The sequence below is a fragment of the Salibacter sp. genome (assembly GCF_031581065.1).
In the GTDB taxonomy this organism is placed as follows: Bacteria; Bacteroidota; Bacteroidia; order Flavobacteriales_G; family Salibacteraceae; genus Salibacter.
Genome location: NZ_JAVLBN010000048.1, coordinates 1 through 14,824, shown reverse-complemented (window position 1 = coordinate 14,824; position 14,824 = coordinate 1). Strand labels below are relative to the sequence as shown.

Sequence of the window (14,824 nt, the reverse complement as noted above, 5' to 3'; positions counted from 1 at the left end):
GATAACAGGTCCTATAAACTTGAACCTTCCTGATTCAATCGAATAGAGCATTAACTATATAAATTACTGAAAATCTTCATCTTTTACTTGATGAGGCTTTTTTCGTGTCCTTTTACAGCCTGTTTTCTTTCCCAACTGTGAAAAGCTAAGTTAAAGAACAACCGACCAACGGGAGTTCATGAGTTCCTGCATTTTTTATATCTCACGAATAATTTACTCATTTAATATCTATTGTTGAAGGTATTCGTGAGCTCGCACTTGCGTGCTCGGTTGAAAGATATTCACAACATGTTTTTTTAATAGCGGGAATTGTAGCCGTGCTTTGCAAATCAAAGTAAAAGAACCAATTTACTCATTTAATATTTTTTGTTGAAGGTATTCGTGAGCTCGCACTTGCGTGCTCGGTTGAAAGCAATTCATAGTTAAATCTGTAATTATCCCTCAATACAAACACTGAGCAACAAAATAAAGTTTTAATATCTTACTTGAAAGTCATAAACATTTTGAAATTGAATCCAATATATTTATTTTGGTCAAAATATATATGACATAAAAAGTAAACTTATTCCATATTTAACAATGAAATAGGTTGACCTTTTGTTAGCTTACAAGCATTTTAAGTAAGTTTAAAAAACAAAATAACGTAATGGCACAGACAAGAGAACCTCAATTATTGAAGTTTGCAGTTTGTAACTATTACGACCAATGAAAAATAAAAGTGGAGTCCAGCGACCACTATGATAAACGGGGCGAAACTGAAAAGCCTTATGAGTAGTAAATTTAAAACTTAAGTTTTATGGAAGAAGTATTAATTGTTATTTATGTGGTTATCACTGTTTTACTAATCGTATCTCAATGGAGAATTTATTCGAAAGCTAATAAGCCTGGATGGGCTTGCCTAATTCCGATTTATAACATTATTGTTCTTTTAGAAATTATTGGAAAACCCTGGTGGTGGCTATTATTACTTTTAATTCCAATTGTAAATATTGTATTTGCAATATGGATGACTAATCTACTATCTAAAAGTTTTGGCAAAAGTGAAGGCTTTACAATTGGATTATTGTTGTTGCCAATAATATTTTATCCAGTATTGGGGTTAGGTGATGCTAAATATAATGGACCAGCAGGAACAAACTAAAACCAGCTCATGACTGTATCTAAAGGAAATGGCGCACAATTGTAAACGTACGAGTAAGTGCTTCGAAAGCCCCACGTTTATTAGCTGCAAACCGTTGATAAACCAACCTTTTAAAACTCTATTTAAAACAGAATGACATGAAATTAGCACAATTTTTAATCGTTCTCTTTGTCTTTTTATCAATGGGTAGTAGTGCTCAAAATGACACACTAAAAGTGTTGTTTTTGGGGAATAGCTATACAGCGTACAACAACCTGCCTCAATTGGTATCAAGTCTGGCTGATGCTGACGATAAACAACTCATCTACGACAGCTATACTCCCGGAGGCACGTTGCTGTGGAATTTTGCCAATAATGAAAATACTGCACAACAGCTCGATACTACAGCTATGCATAAAATCAAGTCTGAAAACTGGGACTTTGTCATACTTCAAGAACAGAGTCAGGTCCCCACAATCGATCACTACAGGTACAACTTCATGTATCCTTCAGTGATGAAGCTCAAAGATTCAATTTCGCATTATACCCCCTGTGCCAAAATAATGATGTTCATGACCTGGGGCAGGCAAAATGGCGGACAACAATGCTCTCCTGATAATTATTGCAGTCCGGATTTTGTTGATTTTAGCCACATGCAGGATTCTTTAGAAAGTGCTTACCTGGGAGCAGCAGAGGCCATTAATGCATGCGTTGCTCCTGTTGGAATTGCCTGGAAAAACATCATTGAAAACACGAATACAGTTTTACATTCAACTGATCAGAGCCATCCAAATTACAGGGGAAGCTATCTGGCGGCTTGTGTTTTTCATGCCGCTTTGTGGAATTCGAGCCCTGTGGGAAATACCTTTACCGGCAACCTGAATAATACGGAAGCTAATTCTTTACAAACTTCGGCAGACTCAACCGTTTTTGATGCTTTTTCCAAATGGAACCTGGATGCTTATGAGGTAACAGCAGACTTCAATTTTAATGTCTTTCACGATTCAGTAGCTTTTACAAACTTATCGCAAAGTCGATCTCCCGTGAATTATTACTGGGATTTTGGAGATGGTAATATTGATACAGTAAAAACACCAACTCACATCTACACTTCCAATGGTAGCTTCACGGTGAGGTTAATCGCAGATTATTGTTCAAGCCGGGATACTACAGAAAAAACAATCAACATTTCTACAACAAAAAGTGTTGAGCATCACTTCAAAGAAAATTTTGAGATTTTTCCCAATCCGGCAACTTCCAATCTTGTAATTCATAATAATGGAACAAAAAAAGGTACTGTGAAGATCGAGTTGATGAATACACTTGGTCAAATCGTCATCACCCGAAGAGAAACAACAGCACAAAACATCAATATCTCACTAAACGACTTGCCTGCAGGTTTTTATATAGTTAGTATCCGGGATGAGTTTTCTGGTTCAAAAGCGAATTTTAAAATTTTGAAAAAGTAAACACTTAGTTCTTAAGAGCTCCAGCTATTTTCTTTACTCACTGGATATTTTAAAAATATGTGTGTGTGGGTATATTACTGCTAAATCATTTGAGAACTATTTACGAAGGTTGTGACTAACAAGTGTCTTAATTAACTTTTTAAACTTATTCAAATTCAGTGAATTAAAAGTAAGTTTTGGGGTTAACTTTAATGCTTATTGTCCTTTGTTTTATCCGATTTGTCTTTTTTAGACGAGTCAAACTGAACTGAACCATCGTAATCAATTTCTTTTTGTTCATTGGATTTTATATTCTCCTGTTTCTGTTTTTTAGCGCCTGCAATAATATTCCAGGCGGTAAAATACATGTAAGAACCAAAAATGATGGCTCCCACGATATACATTCCGTATTCCATTATTTTTCGTCTTTTCTATTTGTAATTCTGCGTTGCCTAATTGCAATAGCAAAAAGTAATATAGTCCCAGGCCAGTGTGCCGAATACTGCGCTTCTTCTGTTCTACCCATCAAACCAAGTCCAACTGAGTAGAGGAGAGCAAAAAATGCTATGATAACTGGATACCACTTTAAAATAAATTCTTTCATTTTCTTATTTTTTGATTTCCTAAATAAAGATTTATTCCTTTTTGTTTTCTCAAAAGGTAAAGACTTACATAATCTTAAGTCATTTTTAAGCAATTTGTTTAAACAGTGCCTTTTTAAATCTCAATTTAAAATAAGCTTAAATAATCAAAATCAAACATTAATCATCTTAATTGGTGTTTTTAACTCTTATCCAGAAACTTTAACAAACAGACAATGTAACAACCCTCACTTTCATTCCCAATTTTAGTGAGTAAATTCGCTTCAGTTCTTAGGACAAAGCATAGTTTATAAAAAATCTCAACTGAAATAATATGAAAACCCTCGGAATGATAGGCGGAACTTCCTGGTATTCCACCGTAGAGTACTACAGTTCAATCAACAAAAAAGTGGCAGAGGAAATTGGCAGTCAGGGCAATCCGCCATTGATAATTCACAGCCTCAACATCGAGCTCATGCGCGAACAGAATTGGGAAAAAATCAATGCAAAGTACCTGGAGACTTCTCAAAAACTGGAAGAGGCCGGAGCTGAGGCTATTATCATTTGCGCTAACACCCCGCACAATGTTTACAATTACGTGCACGATAAAATTTCGATTCCTATTATGCACATTGCTGATGCTACCGGAAAAAGAGCCCAACAGTTTGGACTTAAAAAATTAGGGCTGCTGGGTAACAAGCCCACTATGACAGGCAGCTTCATTGCAAACAGATTGACAAACAACTTTCAAATAGAAACCATCATTCCTGAAGATCAATTCATCGATCAGGCGCATCATTACGTTTCAAAAGAACTCACGCAAGGCATCTTTTCTGATGAGGCTCTGCATTTTTTCAAAGAGCAAATCCATCAACTTGTTCAAAACGGTGCTGATGGTATTATTTTAGGCTGTACGGAGTTGCCAATTCTTTTCAAGGATCATAAAATGGACGTGCCCCTTTTGGCTACTACAGATTTACACGTCAACATGGCGGTTGATTTTATATTGGATCGATAATTTATTTTCGATCAGAGCCTATACTGTCATTGACTACTCCACTCCTCCAACTCAGCGTGTCTATGGAGCAAACCAGCCATTGCAGCTAACAAAACTTTCCACTTTGCTCTTTGTTGAACAAGTATGACAATTGAAACGCTATTTGCCGGATTTGACCAAAAAATAAATGCTCACAATTCAGTGTTTTTAGCCGGGCCATCACCAAAAGATGGCGATATGCTTAACGGTTGGAGAAGGCAGTTCATCAAAAAGTTTGAGTCAATCGAAGTGCAGCACACCAACTCACTCCAACTCATCATTCCCGAGCCCGAAACAGGATATTGGAATGACGTGATGACTGATCATTACACTGAGAAAGATCAAACGCTGTGGGAACACGAAAAAATGGTGAATAGTAAGGTGATCGCCTTTTGGTTGCCTACATTTTGGACACCCAAAAATGCGGGGAGTTATCCGGCTAACATCGGGCCTTCATCGCGGTTTGAGTTCGGATTCTTTTTGAGCAATGCCATTCGCAATCAAAACAAAAAAATCATTGTGGGTAGTCCGCATAGAGCAGAGTCACTCAACTGGGCCAAAATACTTTGTGAAAAGTACGGCATTCACTGGCACTATCCTGATACTGATGACGCTATCCCCAACTCATTTTTCAACGCCATAATCAATGCGGTAAAAGATTGATATGAGTTACTGTCAAGACAAAATATTAACTTTCAAAATCGATGTAACGGTCAACTTGTGGAATGGAAAAACACTTATAAACAACCTGGAAACAGGATTCCTCATATAGCTAAATACCCATGCCCTAATGAACAATAAAAAGAACTCTCAACCTTTTACAGCCATCACATTTTTTAATCTAAATTCACGAAACAAGATGTGGGCCTTAGCGAAAATGCGCAACGGAGGAAATCAACTCAACGAGCAAAAGGGCAATCTATTCAGTAAATTAATGGGATCTGGGAGAGGTGCAGGCTTTAGTATCATACCAAACTTCAATGTGTACTCCATGCTCACCGTGTTTAAATCTGAACAGCACTTTATCGATTTTACCAACAGCGAGTTTTGGCAAAACTACAATTCGAGAAGTCACGAATCATTCACAGTTATTTTGAGCCCCATTGAAGTAAAAGGAACCTGGAACAACCTACAACCTTTTGGCACAAAAAACGACCCTGTTAATGAATTGAGAGCTGTCATAACAAGAGCATCTATTAAAAAAAGTAAGCTCGTTCAATTTTGGAAACAGGTTCCGGCAACCAGCAAAGCAATTGAAAAAGCGAAAGGAAAACTATTCTCAATAGGAATTGGCGAACTGCCACTCATTGAACAGGCCACTTTTAGCATGTGGGAAAATAGCAAAGCCATTAGAGATTATGCTTACAGGAACAAAGCACACAAAAAAGCTGTTACTGACACACACAAAATCCAATGGTACAGCGAAGAAATGTTTGCCCGATTTAACCCTATAGCCACAATAGGAACCTTCAACGGAAAAAAACCACTCGAAGATTACGGTATTATTTCTTTTGAGGACGTGCCGTCACAAGCTGAACTCCTGTCCTTAACCAGGGTTTGAGTAAAAATAATGGCAATGTAGCCATCATCCCGCGTACATAACTCCAAAAATGAGGCTCCATACTCCCACTCCAGTCGATTTTCCTGCGCTCCATTTTACTCATCCACCAAAGAGAATATGCATCTAAAGTACCGTACTTTTGAGCTTTTTCAACTTCCCAACCACTTTTTTCCAGCATGCTTTTAAGTGTTTTAGCTGTATAAATGGCTGTGTGTCGTGGTGCGTGAAACCCTTCCCAGTCAGAACCGAACAGCTTTCGTGAAATAGAGTCGTAATCGGGTACTTCAATGACCAGTCGGGTATTGGAATGAGAGAGATTGAGAAGGTGTTCCAATGTTTTGCGCGGATGATAGTCGTGCTCCAAATAATGCCACATTGTAATGAGGTCAAAAGGTGTTTCAGAATGGAGATCATTAGGATCTCCCTCGATAAGATTGAGTTTTTCATTGCTCTTTTGATTTTCCTCCCAACCTTCAGACTTAAAATCGATTCCCGTGCAATCGTAACCAACTTTTGACAATTGCTGCAAAAAAGTGGGGTTGCCGCATCCAACATCCAAAACACGTGCTTTAGTTGTATTTAAAAACTTGCGGGCTAACTTCACACGCTTGAGATCAATCTTACGCTGGCTATTTTCCACCATTTTAGCAAATCTACCCCATGCTTTTGCTCCTCTGTAAGGTAAATAATAAGATGGATAGTATGCGCCAAGCTCCTCCTCCACAACCTGTGGGTTGAGATACACGAGATGGCAATCGCTACAACTATTAAAATGAAACCGGGTGCCATCATCCCTCATCATGTGGGTTTTGGTCGTGTAAACAGTTTCACTTTTGCTACTACCACAAAGCAGGCATTTGGTTTGCTGATATTGGTGACTCATACTAAGATCTTCTTTTAACTAAAACAGCGACACATCATATTGTTTAATCAAACATCAAAAGTAACTTAAACCGCCTCCAATCAACACAAAAACACTCAAGTTCAAGCATTTCGCCATTACGTCTTTTACGTAACGGTTTTTACGTAATGGTTAAATTAAGTTGAACTGACTAAATTTTCATTCAAAATCCTATCATTGCAATATGTGTTTCCATTTCAATAGCAGCGTAGCAAAGCAAAAAGAAGAAAACTCAGATTTTGATTTTAGCCAAATTCCAACCTTAAACGATCAACTCTACTTCAATGGGTTTACCTTTCCGCAGAGCATGATTGTGCGCAATTTGGATACTAAACTCGTTGAAATGTTCAACTGGGGGCTCATCCCGCACTGGTCTAAAGACGAAAACATAAGGAAGTACACGCTCAACGCCAGAGTAGAAACAATTCGCAAAAAACCTTCTTTCAGAACCTCAGTCAACAACCGGTGCCTCATTCTGGCAAACTCTTTCTTCGAATGGCAGTGGCTCGACTCAAAAGGAAAGCAAAAACAGAAATATGAAATTGGGTTAGAAGACGGTAAATCATTTTTCCTGGGCGGAATTTGGAGTGAATGGGTTAGCCGGGAAACCGGAGAAATACAAAACACTTTTAGCATCGTCACTACTGCAGCTAATGAGCTGATGAGTGAAATCCACAACACCAAAAAAAGAATGCCCATCGTACTGGATCGCAGCTCGATGGAAAGCTGGTTCAATGATCCCATCGAAAAAACGCAAACGGCTAACGATCAACTCATCGCAAATCCGGTTTAGTTAACTCCTCCACCGAGAGCCCTGTACAATTCGGTTGTGGATTGGAGTCTGGCAGATTCTGTCGTAGTGCGTTGCAACTGAATATTCAACAACGATTCCTGCACATTCAGAACCTCCAAATAATTGGCATAGCCGTTTTTGAGGAGATCCTCAGCATTCTCAAGCGCATTGGTCAAATGCTCTTCCTGTCGTTTTCGTATCTCCAGTTTTCGGTTCTGAATGTCGTAATTTTTCAACGCATTGTTCACTTCCATTCCGGCATTTAATACCGTTTGCTTGAAAGCCATAAAGTTCTGCTCAGCCACAGATTTTGAAACCTGCAATTGGGTGAGCAACTGCCTGCGCATGAAAATGGGCTGCGTAATACCGCCAATCAACGTAGTGAAAAATGAATTAGGGCTGATCCAGTTCGTTGTTTCGAGCGATTGAAATCCGCCTGTAAGCGATAACTGAACACTTGGATACATCGAAGCTCTCGCCACATTAGCCTGTTCAAAACTGCTCCTGTAAACGAGTTCAGCTTCGCGCACATCCGGCCTGTTTGCGAGAATTGATGCAGATTTTCCCACGACAAACTCATCAGGAAATTCTTGCTCGCTCAGTTTACTGCGCTCAATGTACATGGTGTGTTCTCCCATCAAAATGGAAAGAGCATTTTCGAGCGTAAAAATCTGCTGTTCTACATCTGCCAATAGCGCTTTGGCTTCATCAACCTGCGCGGCAGACTGATTGACGGCAAGCTGAGTTGTTTGTCCGGCCTGTTTTAAATCTTTAATCGTTTGTAAGCTTTTGGATCTGACTAATACTGTTTTTTCCAAAATTTGCTTGCGTTGATCTGCCGCCAGTAATTGATAATACGTGTTGGCAAGGTTGCTAATGAGTCTTGTTTGAACCGCTTGCTGAGCTGTGACAGATTGTAAAAACTGCGCCTCAAGCGAACGCTTTTGACTCGCGATTTTCCCCCAAATATCTGCTTCCCACGTCAATGATGCCGATAGATCATACTGGTAGAGGACTTCATTGAAGAACTCTCCAAAACGCGAATTAGGAGAAACCTGCTGTCTCTGCGCTTCAGCTCCAACCTGTAAAGTTGGGAAAAAGCCCATTTTGCTCTGCTTGAAATAAGCATCAGCCGCTTTGATATTCTGAAGCGCAATCTGGTTGTTGTAATTATTCGCCAGCGCACTGTCGATGTGTTTTATCAAAATAGGATCTGAAAAAAACTCCCTCCACTTTACTTCGCCAAGAGCCTCTCCGTCATCTTTTTGCAGACTATCAAGCCTGAACATGAACTGCTTTTCATCTTTCGGTTCCTCGTAATTTTTGGTCACAAAACAGGATTGCATCCCGAAAATCGCAACAATCATTACGGTCAGAACCGAAAGTAAACGCACAACTTTATATCGATCTCTCATTCTCAAACTTTATTTTTTCAATGAAACCTTTTCGTGTAACCACTGGAAGATCACGTAAAATACCGGGATGATGAAAAGTCCCACAATTGTTCCAATCAACATACCTCCGGCAGCTCCGGTACCGATTGAATTGTTTCCGGCTGCTCCCACACCGTTAGCCAGTACCAGGGGAAGTAGCCCAAGGATGAATGCAAACGATGTCATCAATATTGGTCGGAGCCGAACTTTAGCCCCGTCAATTGCCGATTGCGCGAGCGACATTCCCTGTTGCCTGCGTTGCCGCGCAAACTCCACAATCAGAATTGCATTTTTCGCTAACAGTCCGAGCAACATCACGAGTGCAATTTGGAAGTAAATATTGTTTTCCAGGCCTGCAATGTAAGTCGTGAAATACGCTCCGGCCACCCCAACCGGTAATGAGAACAGTACTGAGAAAGGCAACAGGTAACTTTCATACTGTGCAGCGAGGAAAAAGAACACGAACAAAATACTCAACCCGATAATGATCGGTGCCTGTCCCTGGCTTTTGATCTCCTCACGCGTGATTCCACTAAAAGCTACATCAAAGTTAATTGGTAAGCTTTCTGCTACTTCTTCAACAGCTTTAATCGCATCACCCGAACTGTATCCCGGTGCTGATGATCCTTTGATGGAAACCGAGTTGAAAAGATTGAATCGGTTTATCGTTTGCGGACCGTAGATTTTTTTCAGTTCTACAAAAGAGGAGATCGGAGCCATTTCACCGTTTCCGTTTCTCACAAAAACCTGTTTCAGAGCATCTTTATTTGCCCTGTCTTCTGGTAGTGATTGAAGATAAACTTTGTAAGGTTTACCAAACTTGCTGAAGTCTGTCGAGTAAATTCCACCGTAATATCCCTGGAGTGTATTGAGAATATCATCGATGCTCACTCCTGCTCTCTTGGCGAGTGCTGCATCAACACTCAGCTCATATTGCGGGAACTCGGTACTGAATGAGTTTGAAGCAAACGCGATTTCTTCTCGCTCACGTAGCTTCCCGATAAACTCTTCAGCCACATCATTCATCTGCTTCAATTCACCGGCAGATTTATCCAACAGCTCCACCTGGAAACCATCTGATGATCCAAATCCCGGAATACTGGGAGGTGTAAAGAATATTATATCAGCATCTTTTATCTTTTTGCTGCGCTTGAAAAGCTGGCCGGTTATTGCTTCAATGCTCTCTTTTTCATTGTCGCGGTTTTCCCAGTTTTCGAGCAGTATAAATCCCATTCCGTAGCTGCTCCCATTTCCCGAGAAAAAGTTTCTGCCTGCAATTGTGGTTGCGGTGCGCACGCCTTCTATCTGCTCAATTTCATCGTACATCTCCTGCGTAGCTGCAAAAGTGCGATCCATTGAAGTACCCGGAGGCAGTTCCATATTCATGAACACAACACCTCTGTCTTCGCTGGGTACAAAACCTGAAGGCGTTACCGAACTCGACCACCAGATTAATACTCCGGCTAAAACCAAAACCACTGCTGTGATCCATCTGTACTTGAGAAGGTTTTTCACAGCTCTTCCGTATCGTTGAGTTGTTGCTTCAAAGGCAACGTTAAAGCTCGAATAGAAACGCTGGAGCAAATTTCGGTTCTGAGCATTATTGTGATTGGCCTTTAGAAAAATAGCACACAGGGCAGGACTTAACGTAAGCGCATTCAATGCCGAGATGAGAATGGCAATGATGAGCGTAAGCCCGAATTGCTGGTAGAAAACCCCGGCCGGACCCTGAATAAATGTAATGGGAACAAAAACCGCTGCCATCACGAGCGTGATGGAAATTATTGCTCCGCTGATTTCACTCATCGCGCTTTTAGATGCTTCCAGCGCATTTTCAGCTCCGCGCTCCATTTTCGCGTGGACAGCCTCCACCACTACGATGGCATCATCCACCACAATTCCAATCGCCAGGATGAGCGCAAATAAGGTGAGCAGGTTCATTGAAAAGCCGAATAACTGAAGGAAGAAAAATGTTCCTACAATTGAAACGGGAACGGCAATGGCCGGAATTAAAGTTGACCTGAAATCCTGGAGGAAAATGAATACAACTAAAAAGACGAGTAAAAATGCTTCAATAAGTGTTTCTGCTACTTTATCGATAGAAGCATCAAGGAATTTATTGGTGTTGTAGTTGATTTGGTAATCGAGTCCTTCAGGAAAATCTTTCTTGAGCTCATCGAGCTTGTTGAGCACCTTATTGTTGATCTCCTGTGCATTTGAGCCGGGAGTTTGGAAGATCCCAAATGAAATTGATGGATATTCACCGGCACGTGAAACTGATGTGTAAGAGAACGCATCTAATTCAACTTCGGCTACATCTTTTAAGCGCAGGTAACTGCCGTCATTATTTGCTCGAATGATAATATCCTCGTACTGTTTTGCCTCTTTGAGTCGGCCTTTGTACTTGATCACGTACTCGAAACTCTCTCCCGCGTTTTGTCCCAGAGAACCGGGAGCTGCCTCTCTACTCTGTTCCTGAATAGCACGGTTAACATCGGCCGGTGTAAGGTTGTAATTTGCCATTTTGGTGGGATCCAGCCAAATGCGCATCGAGTATTCTTTGCCGCCAAACAGGTTGACTTCTCCTACTCCGTTGATACGTTGCAATTCTGGTACAACATTGATCTTTAGGTAATTTTGAACATAAGTATCGTTGTACTCCTCACTCGTTGAAAACATGGCTGCATACATCAATGCAGAGTTTTGTCTCTTTTGGGTAATCACCCCTGAGCGAATCACCTCACTGGGCAAAACGGCATTTGCGCGCGCCACCCGGTTCTGAACGTTAACAGCCGCAATATCGGGGTCATAGCCCTGCTCAAAAAACACCTGAATCTCAGCAGATCCGTTGTTACTGGCCTTGGAGGTCATGTACATCATTCCCTCCACACCATTGATTTGCTCTTCGATTGGTGAGATCACACTCTCCAGGATCGTCTCGGCATTGGCACCGGGATAATTCGCGCGAACCTGCACTGTTGGCGGGGCAATATCAGGGTATTGTGTTACCGGAAGCGTGTTAATTCCCAACACACCTAATATCACAATAACAATGGATATTACCGTTGAAAGTACAGGTCTCTCGATGAACTTATTGAGCATATTGATTATTTAAAAACTGTTGAAAATGAATTCACAACGCTGTCCATAGGCACAATAACAGGTTTGATTTGAGCGCCTGATCGTACTTTACCAACACCTTTTGCCAAAATGCGATCTCCGGAGTTCAATCCGCGTGAAATAATGAAATACTTTCCTACTTCATCTTGTACTTCAATCGGTCTTGAAAGGAGCGAGTCTCCCCCGTTTATCAGGTAAGTCAGCCTTTTTCCCTGTCGTTCAAATGTGGAAAGAGCCGGAATTGCAATTGCATCTTTGTACTCGCGCGGTAAGCTTATGATTCCGCTGCTTCCATTTCGTAAAATTCTGTTTGGGTTGTCAAAAATCGCGCGGAGTTGAATGGCCCCGGTTTCGGGATCGATGTTTCCCGTTGAAGCGTCAACTCTTCCTTTGAGTTCATAGTCAGATCCATCAGCGAGTTGAAGTGAAACAGCAGGCAACTTCACCAATTTATCAGTAAGCGTTTTACCATCAAGTTTTTTGGTCAGATCCAAAAACTCTCTTTCGTTGAGCGAAAAATATGCGTAAACCCGGCTAATGTTTGCTACTGTAGTCAGAGCCTGAGTTGTTGTGGGACCTACCAAAGAACCTTCACGCATATTGATTTTACCCACAACACCGTTAACGGGGCTGATAATTTTTGCATAGCCTACATTTGCCGTAATGCTCTGGTAATTGCTTTTCGCTTGTTTGAGTTGAGCTTTGGCCGAGTTTAGATCTGCTTTGGCCGTAGCGAGTTGCATCTCACTGATCACTTCTTTTTTCACGAGAGGCTGGAGTTTTTCAACTTCCAGTTGAGCAGCTTCAACTTGTGACTTAGCCGTTTCAATTGCCGATTTAGCTGCATCAGCATCTTGAGATAGAGAAGCCGTTTCCAGTTGAAAAAGCACCTGACCTCGTTTAACAGTTTCGCCTTCATCAACCAGTATATCGTCAACGTAGCCGCTAACTTTGGCTCGGATCTGAATATTTTGAATTCCTTCAATTTTAGTAGGATAATCCTGGTAGCCTGTGTAATCACCGGTAGTGACTTCAATTACAGGATATTCAGGTACTCCTCCCCCTTGCTGCTGCTTTTCGCCTCCGCAAGAAATTAGTGCTACTGATGCAATAGCCGGAATTATGAATCGAATTAGCTTAGTCATTTTCAATTGAGTTATCCTTTAATTTATGCTTGATATTAGTAAGCCCCTCGATCATTGATTGTGCGTACTGGATAAAAAGCTGATTATATTTCAGATCAACCGGGGTTTCAGGGTTGAGCTGTTCAGCTTTGTCCTTTTTGTAATTGTAAACACGTTCGTGAAGAGAGAGTTCCTTTTCCCAGGTAGTTATTTTTCGGTCTATAACGCGATAAACCTGATCATCGGGAACACGGTAATACTTTTTGCGATCTCCACATTTTGTCGTGTACTCTATCAGATTGAGTTGTGAAAGCATTTTGAGATTTGTGGAAATAGAACTCTTACTCGCCTCGAGGTCACGAACCAGTTCCTCGAAGGTAATTCCGGAACCTACCTGTAGGATGAGAGTAGCATAAATGCGAGCAGCGAGTGGCGAGAGCTCTTCCTTTTGTTCAAGGTGAACACCAAAATCTTCTATAAGCCTTTTCTCCTCCTGTTTTTGCACGCTTCAATGATTATTTGAGCAGCAAAACTACGTTTAGTTCGGAAACTACCGAACCAACCAACTGAAGGATTCTTTAATGATTTGTTAAATTGTATTGACATTTAATGTTGATACAACTAACAACTTCATTATTTAGCCCAGTTAATGCCAAACCTAAGATCTAATTGTGCAGAAGGATATATGTTTTCTTGCATTGGAAAGCTTACACCTTCTTCCTTGATGTATTGAATCCCTAAGCCCACACTACCTTCAAAGAAAATGTGTTTAGTGAGGTTCCTTCTCATCCCAAACATCAACAAAGCATTAAATTCATAGCTTTTACCTGAATATAACACTTTATCCTCATGAAAGGGAGTCATTACACCGTTTCTGTGATGATAATTCAGTCTTAGACTTAGAAAGTTGGAAGCATTATTTGCTGTCCACTTATCCTTATTACTTCTCTTTTGAATATTGAAATACCATCGTGGCTCTATGTTTATTCCGGGAGTTAGCGGTAACTTATCAAAGTCTTTTCTAAATGGAAAATAAGTATCACTTGATAGATATATTTCATTGTAAAGCGTCCAGCGATCAGCGAGTGAAAATTCATAAAACCCTGAAAAACCAAAACCAAGTGTTCTCATCCAGCCTGTTTTTAAACCAAATGAATGGTTTTCCACGATGAATGAATTGTCATTTTTGTTTTGATTATAAGCGAGCGGATTTACCTGAGAAAAAGCTGTTAATACGAGAGTTGAGCTTGCAAAAAGGAGCAGTAATTTTTTCATAGCACGAGTTAGTTTTGAGTTTTAACAGTGCTAAAGTAAGTTGTAAACTACTGACATTAAGTCAACAAAAGTTAATCCGTGTTAAGGAAAGTGAAATGGTAATTCCTAATTATAAGACTAAATAAAGTTATCTCTTACCCAACAGGCGATCCGTAAAGATCATAATGTTCTGCATAATCGATTTTGATGTTAGCAAAATCACCAACACGCAAAAAGTTATCTTTTGTTGTAATGAGCACTTCGTTATCCACTTCAGGTGAATCGTATTCAGTTCTACCAACAAAGTGATCTCCTTCTACTTTATCGATCAATACTTTCATCGTTTGCCCTACAAACTTTTGATTGAGGTCGTGAGAGATGCCACTTTGAAGTTCCATAATTGCTTCAGCGCGTTCGTGCTTCACTTCTTCCGGAACATCATCTTCCATTGTG

The 14,824-nt window shown here is 40.4% G+C and carries 15 protein-coding genes; 6 read left to right on the top strand and 9 right to left on the bottom strand.

The features are described from left to right. Nucleotides 1–796 precede the first annotated feature (796 nt). Complete coding sequence (locus tag RI557_RS09905; RefSeq protein WP_310683531.1) at nucleotides 797–1,141, top strand: DUF5684 domain-containing protein; 345 nt, start codon at nucleotides 797–799, stop codon at nucleotides 1,139–1,141. A 137-nt stretch (nucleotides 1,142–1,278) separates the two neighbouring features. After that, the gene (locus RI557_RS09900; protein ID WP_310683529.1) at nucleotides 1,279–2,589 is read left to right on the top strand and encodes a DUF4886 domain-containing protein; all 1,311 of its coding nucleotides are present in this window, start codon (nucleotides 1,279–1,281) and stop codon (nucleotides 2,587–2,589) included. 188 nt (nucleotides 2,590–2,777) lie between these two features. Here the strand turns inward: RI557_RS09900 and RI557_RS09895 are convergent, their stop codons facing one another. Continuing rightward, nucleotides 2,778–2,984: a hypothetical protein gene (locus RI557_RS09895; protein WP_310668070.1), complete on the bottom strand. Its 207-nt coding sequence runs from the start codon at nucleotides 2,982–2,984 to the stop codon at nucleotides 2,778–2,780. Beyond that, nucleotides 2,984–3,172, bottom strand: a complete 189-nt coding sequence (locus RI557_RS09890; protein WP_310668071.1) for a hypothetical protein — start codon at nucleotides 3,170–3,172, stop codon at nucleotides 2,984–2,986. Before RI557_RS09890 ends, RI557_RS09895 begins: the two co-directional genes overlap by 1 nt. 311 nt (nucleotides 3,173–3,483) lie before the next feature. Here RI557_RS09890 and RI557_RS09885 point away from each other — a divergent pair, with 311 nt between their 5' ends. From RI557_RS09885 to RI557_RS09875, 3 genes are all read left to right on the top strand, one after another. Next, nucleotides 3,484–4,167 carry an amino acid racemase gene (locus RI557_RS09885; RefSeq protein ID WP_310668072.1) on the top strand — a complete coding sequence of 228 codons (684 nt, stop codon included), beginning with the start codon at nucleotides 3,484–3,486 and terminating at the stop codon, nucleotides 4,165–4,167. A 123-nt stretch (nucleotides 4,168–4,290) separates the two neighbouring features. Further along, nucleotides 4,291–4,848 (top strand): hypothetical protein, encoded by a 558-nt coding sequence (locus RI557_RS09880; RefSeq protein ID WP_310683527.1) that lies wholly within the window; start codon nucleotides 4,291–4,293, stop codon nucleotides 4,846–4,848. Between the two features lie 127 nt (nucleotides 4,849–4,975). After that, complete coding sequence (locus tag RI557_RS09875) at nucleotides 4,976–5,746, top strand: DUF3291 domain-containing protein (RefSeq protein ID WP_310668074.1); 771 nt, start codon at nucleotides 4,976–4,978, stop codon at nucleotides 5,744–5,746. On the opposite strand, the gene RI557_RS09870 is transcribed toward RI557_RS09875, so the two are convergent. After that, nucleotides 5,688–6,629, bottom strand: a complete 942-nt coding sequence (locus RI557_RS09870) for a class I SAM-dependent methyltransferase (RefSeq protein ID WP_310668075.1) — start codon at nucleotides 6,627–6,629, stop codon at nucleotides 5,688–5,690. The two genes, RI557_RS09875 and RI557_RS09870, sit on opposite strands and share 59 nt — an antisense overlap. A gap of 202 nt (nucleotides 6,630–6,831) precedes the next feature. Here RI557_RS09870 and RI557_RS09865 point away from each other — a divergent pair, with 202 nt between their 5' ends. Then, the gene (locus RI557_RS09865; RefSeq protein ID WP_310668076.1) at nucleotides 6,832–7,440 is read left to right on the top strand and encodes an SOS response-associated peptidase; all 609 of its coding nucleotides are present in this window, start codon (nucleotides 6,832–6,834) and stop codon (nucleotides 7,438–7,440) included. Here RI557_RS09865 and RI557_RS09860 read toward each other — a convergent pair. The 6 genes from RI557_RS09860 to RI557_RS09835 form a co-directional block, all read right to left on the bottom strand. Further along, complete coding sequence (locus RI557_RS09860; RefSeq protein ID WP_310683525.1) at nucleotides 7,437–8,855, bottom strand: efflux transporter outer membrane subunit; 1,419 nt, start codon at nucleotides 8,853–8,855, stop codon at nucleotides 7,437–7,439. The genes RI557_RS09865 and RI557_RS09860 overlap by 4 nt on opposite strands. 9 nt (nucleotides 8,856–8,864) lie before the next feature. Beyond that, on the bottom strand, nucleotides 8,865–11,975 hold the full coding sequence (locus RI557_RS09855; protein WP_310683523.1) for an efflux RND transporter permease subunit: 3,111 nt from the start codon (nucleotides 11,973–11,975) through the stop codon (nucleotides 8,865–8,867). 5 nt (nucleotides 11,976–11,980) lie between these two features. Beyond that, nucleotides 11,981–13,138, bottom strand: coding sequence for an efflux RND transporter periplasmic adaptor subunit (locus RI557_RS09850; RefSeq protein WP_310683521.1), 1,158 nt, complete (start codon nucleotides 13,136–13,138; stop codon nucleotides 11,981–11,983). Beyond that, the gene (locus RI557_RS09845; RefSeq protein ID WP_310668080.1) at nucleotides 13,131–13,622 is read right to left on the bottom strand and encodes a transcriptional regulator; all 492 of its coding nucleotides are present in this window, start codon (nucleotides 13,620–13,622) and stop codon (nucleotides 13,131–13,133) included. Before RI557_RS09845 ends, RI557_RS09850 begins: the two co-directional genes overlap by 8 nt. 128 nt (nucleotides 13,623–13,750) lie before the next feature. Then, nucleotides 13,751–14,392, bottom strand: coding sequence for a hypothetical protein (locus RI557_RS09840; protein WP_310683519.1), 642 nt, complete (start codon nucleotides 14,390–14,392; stop codon nucleotides 13,751–13,753). A 134-nt stretch (nucleotides 14,393–14,526) separates the two neighbouring features. After that, a partial coding sequence (locus RI557_RS09835) for a TRAM domain-containing protein (RefSeq protein WP_310683517.1) occupies nucleotides 14,527–14,824 on the bottom strand: 298 nt, incomplete at its 5' end.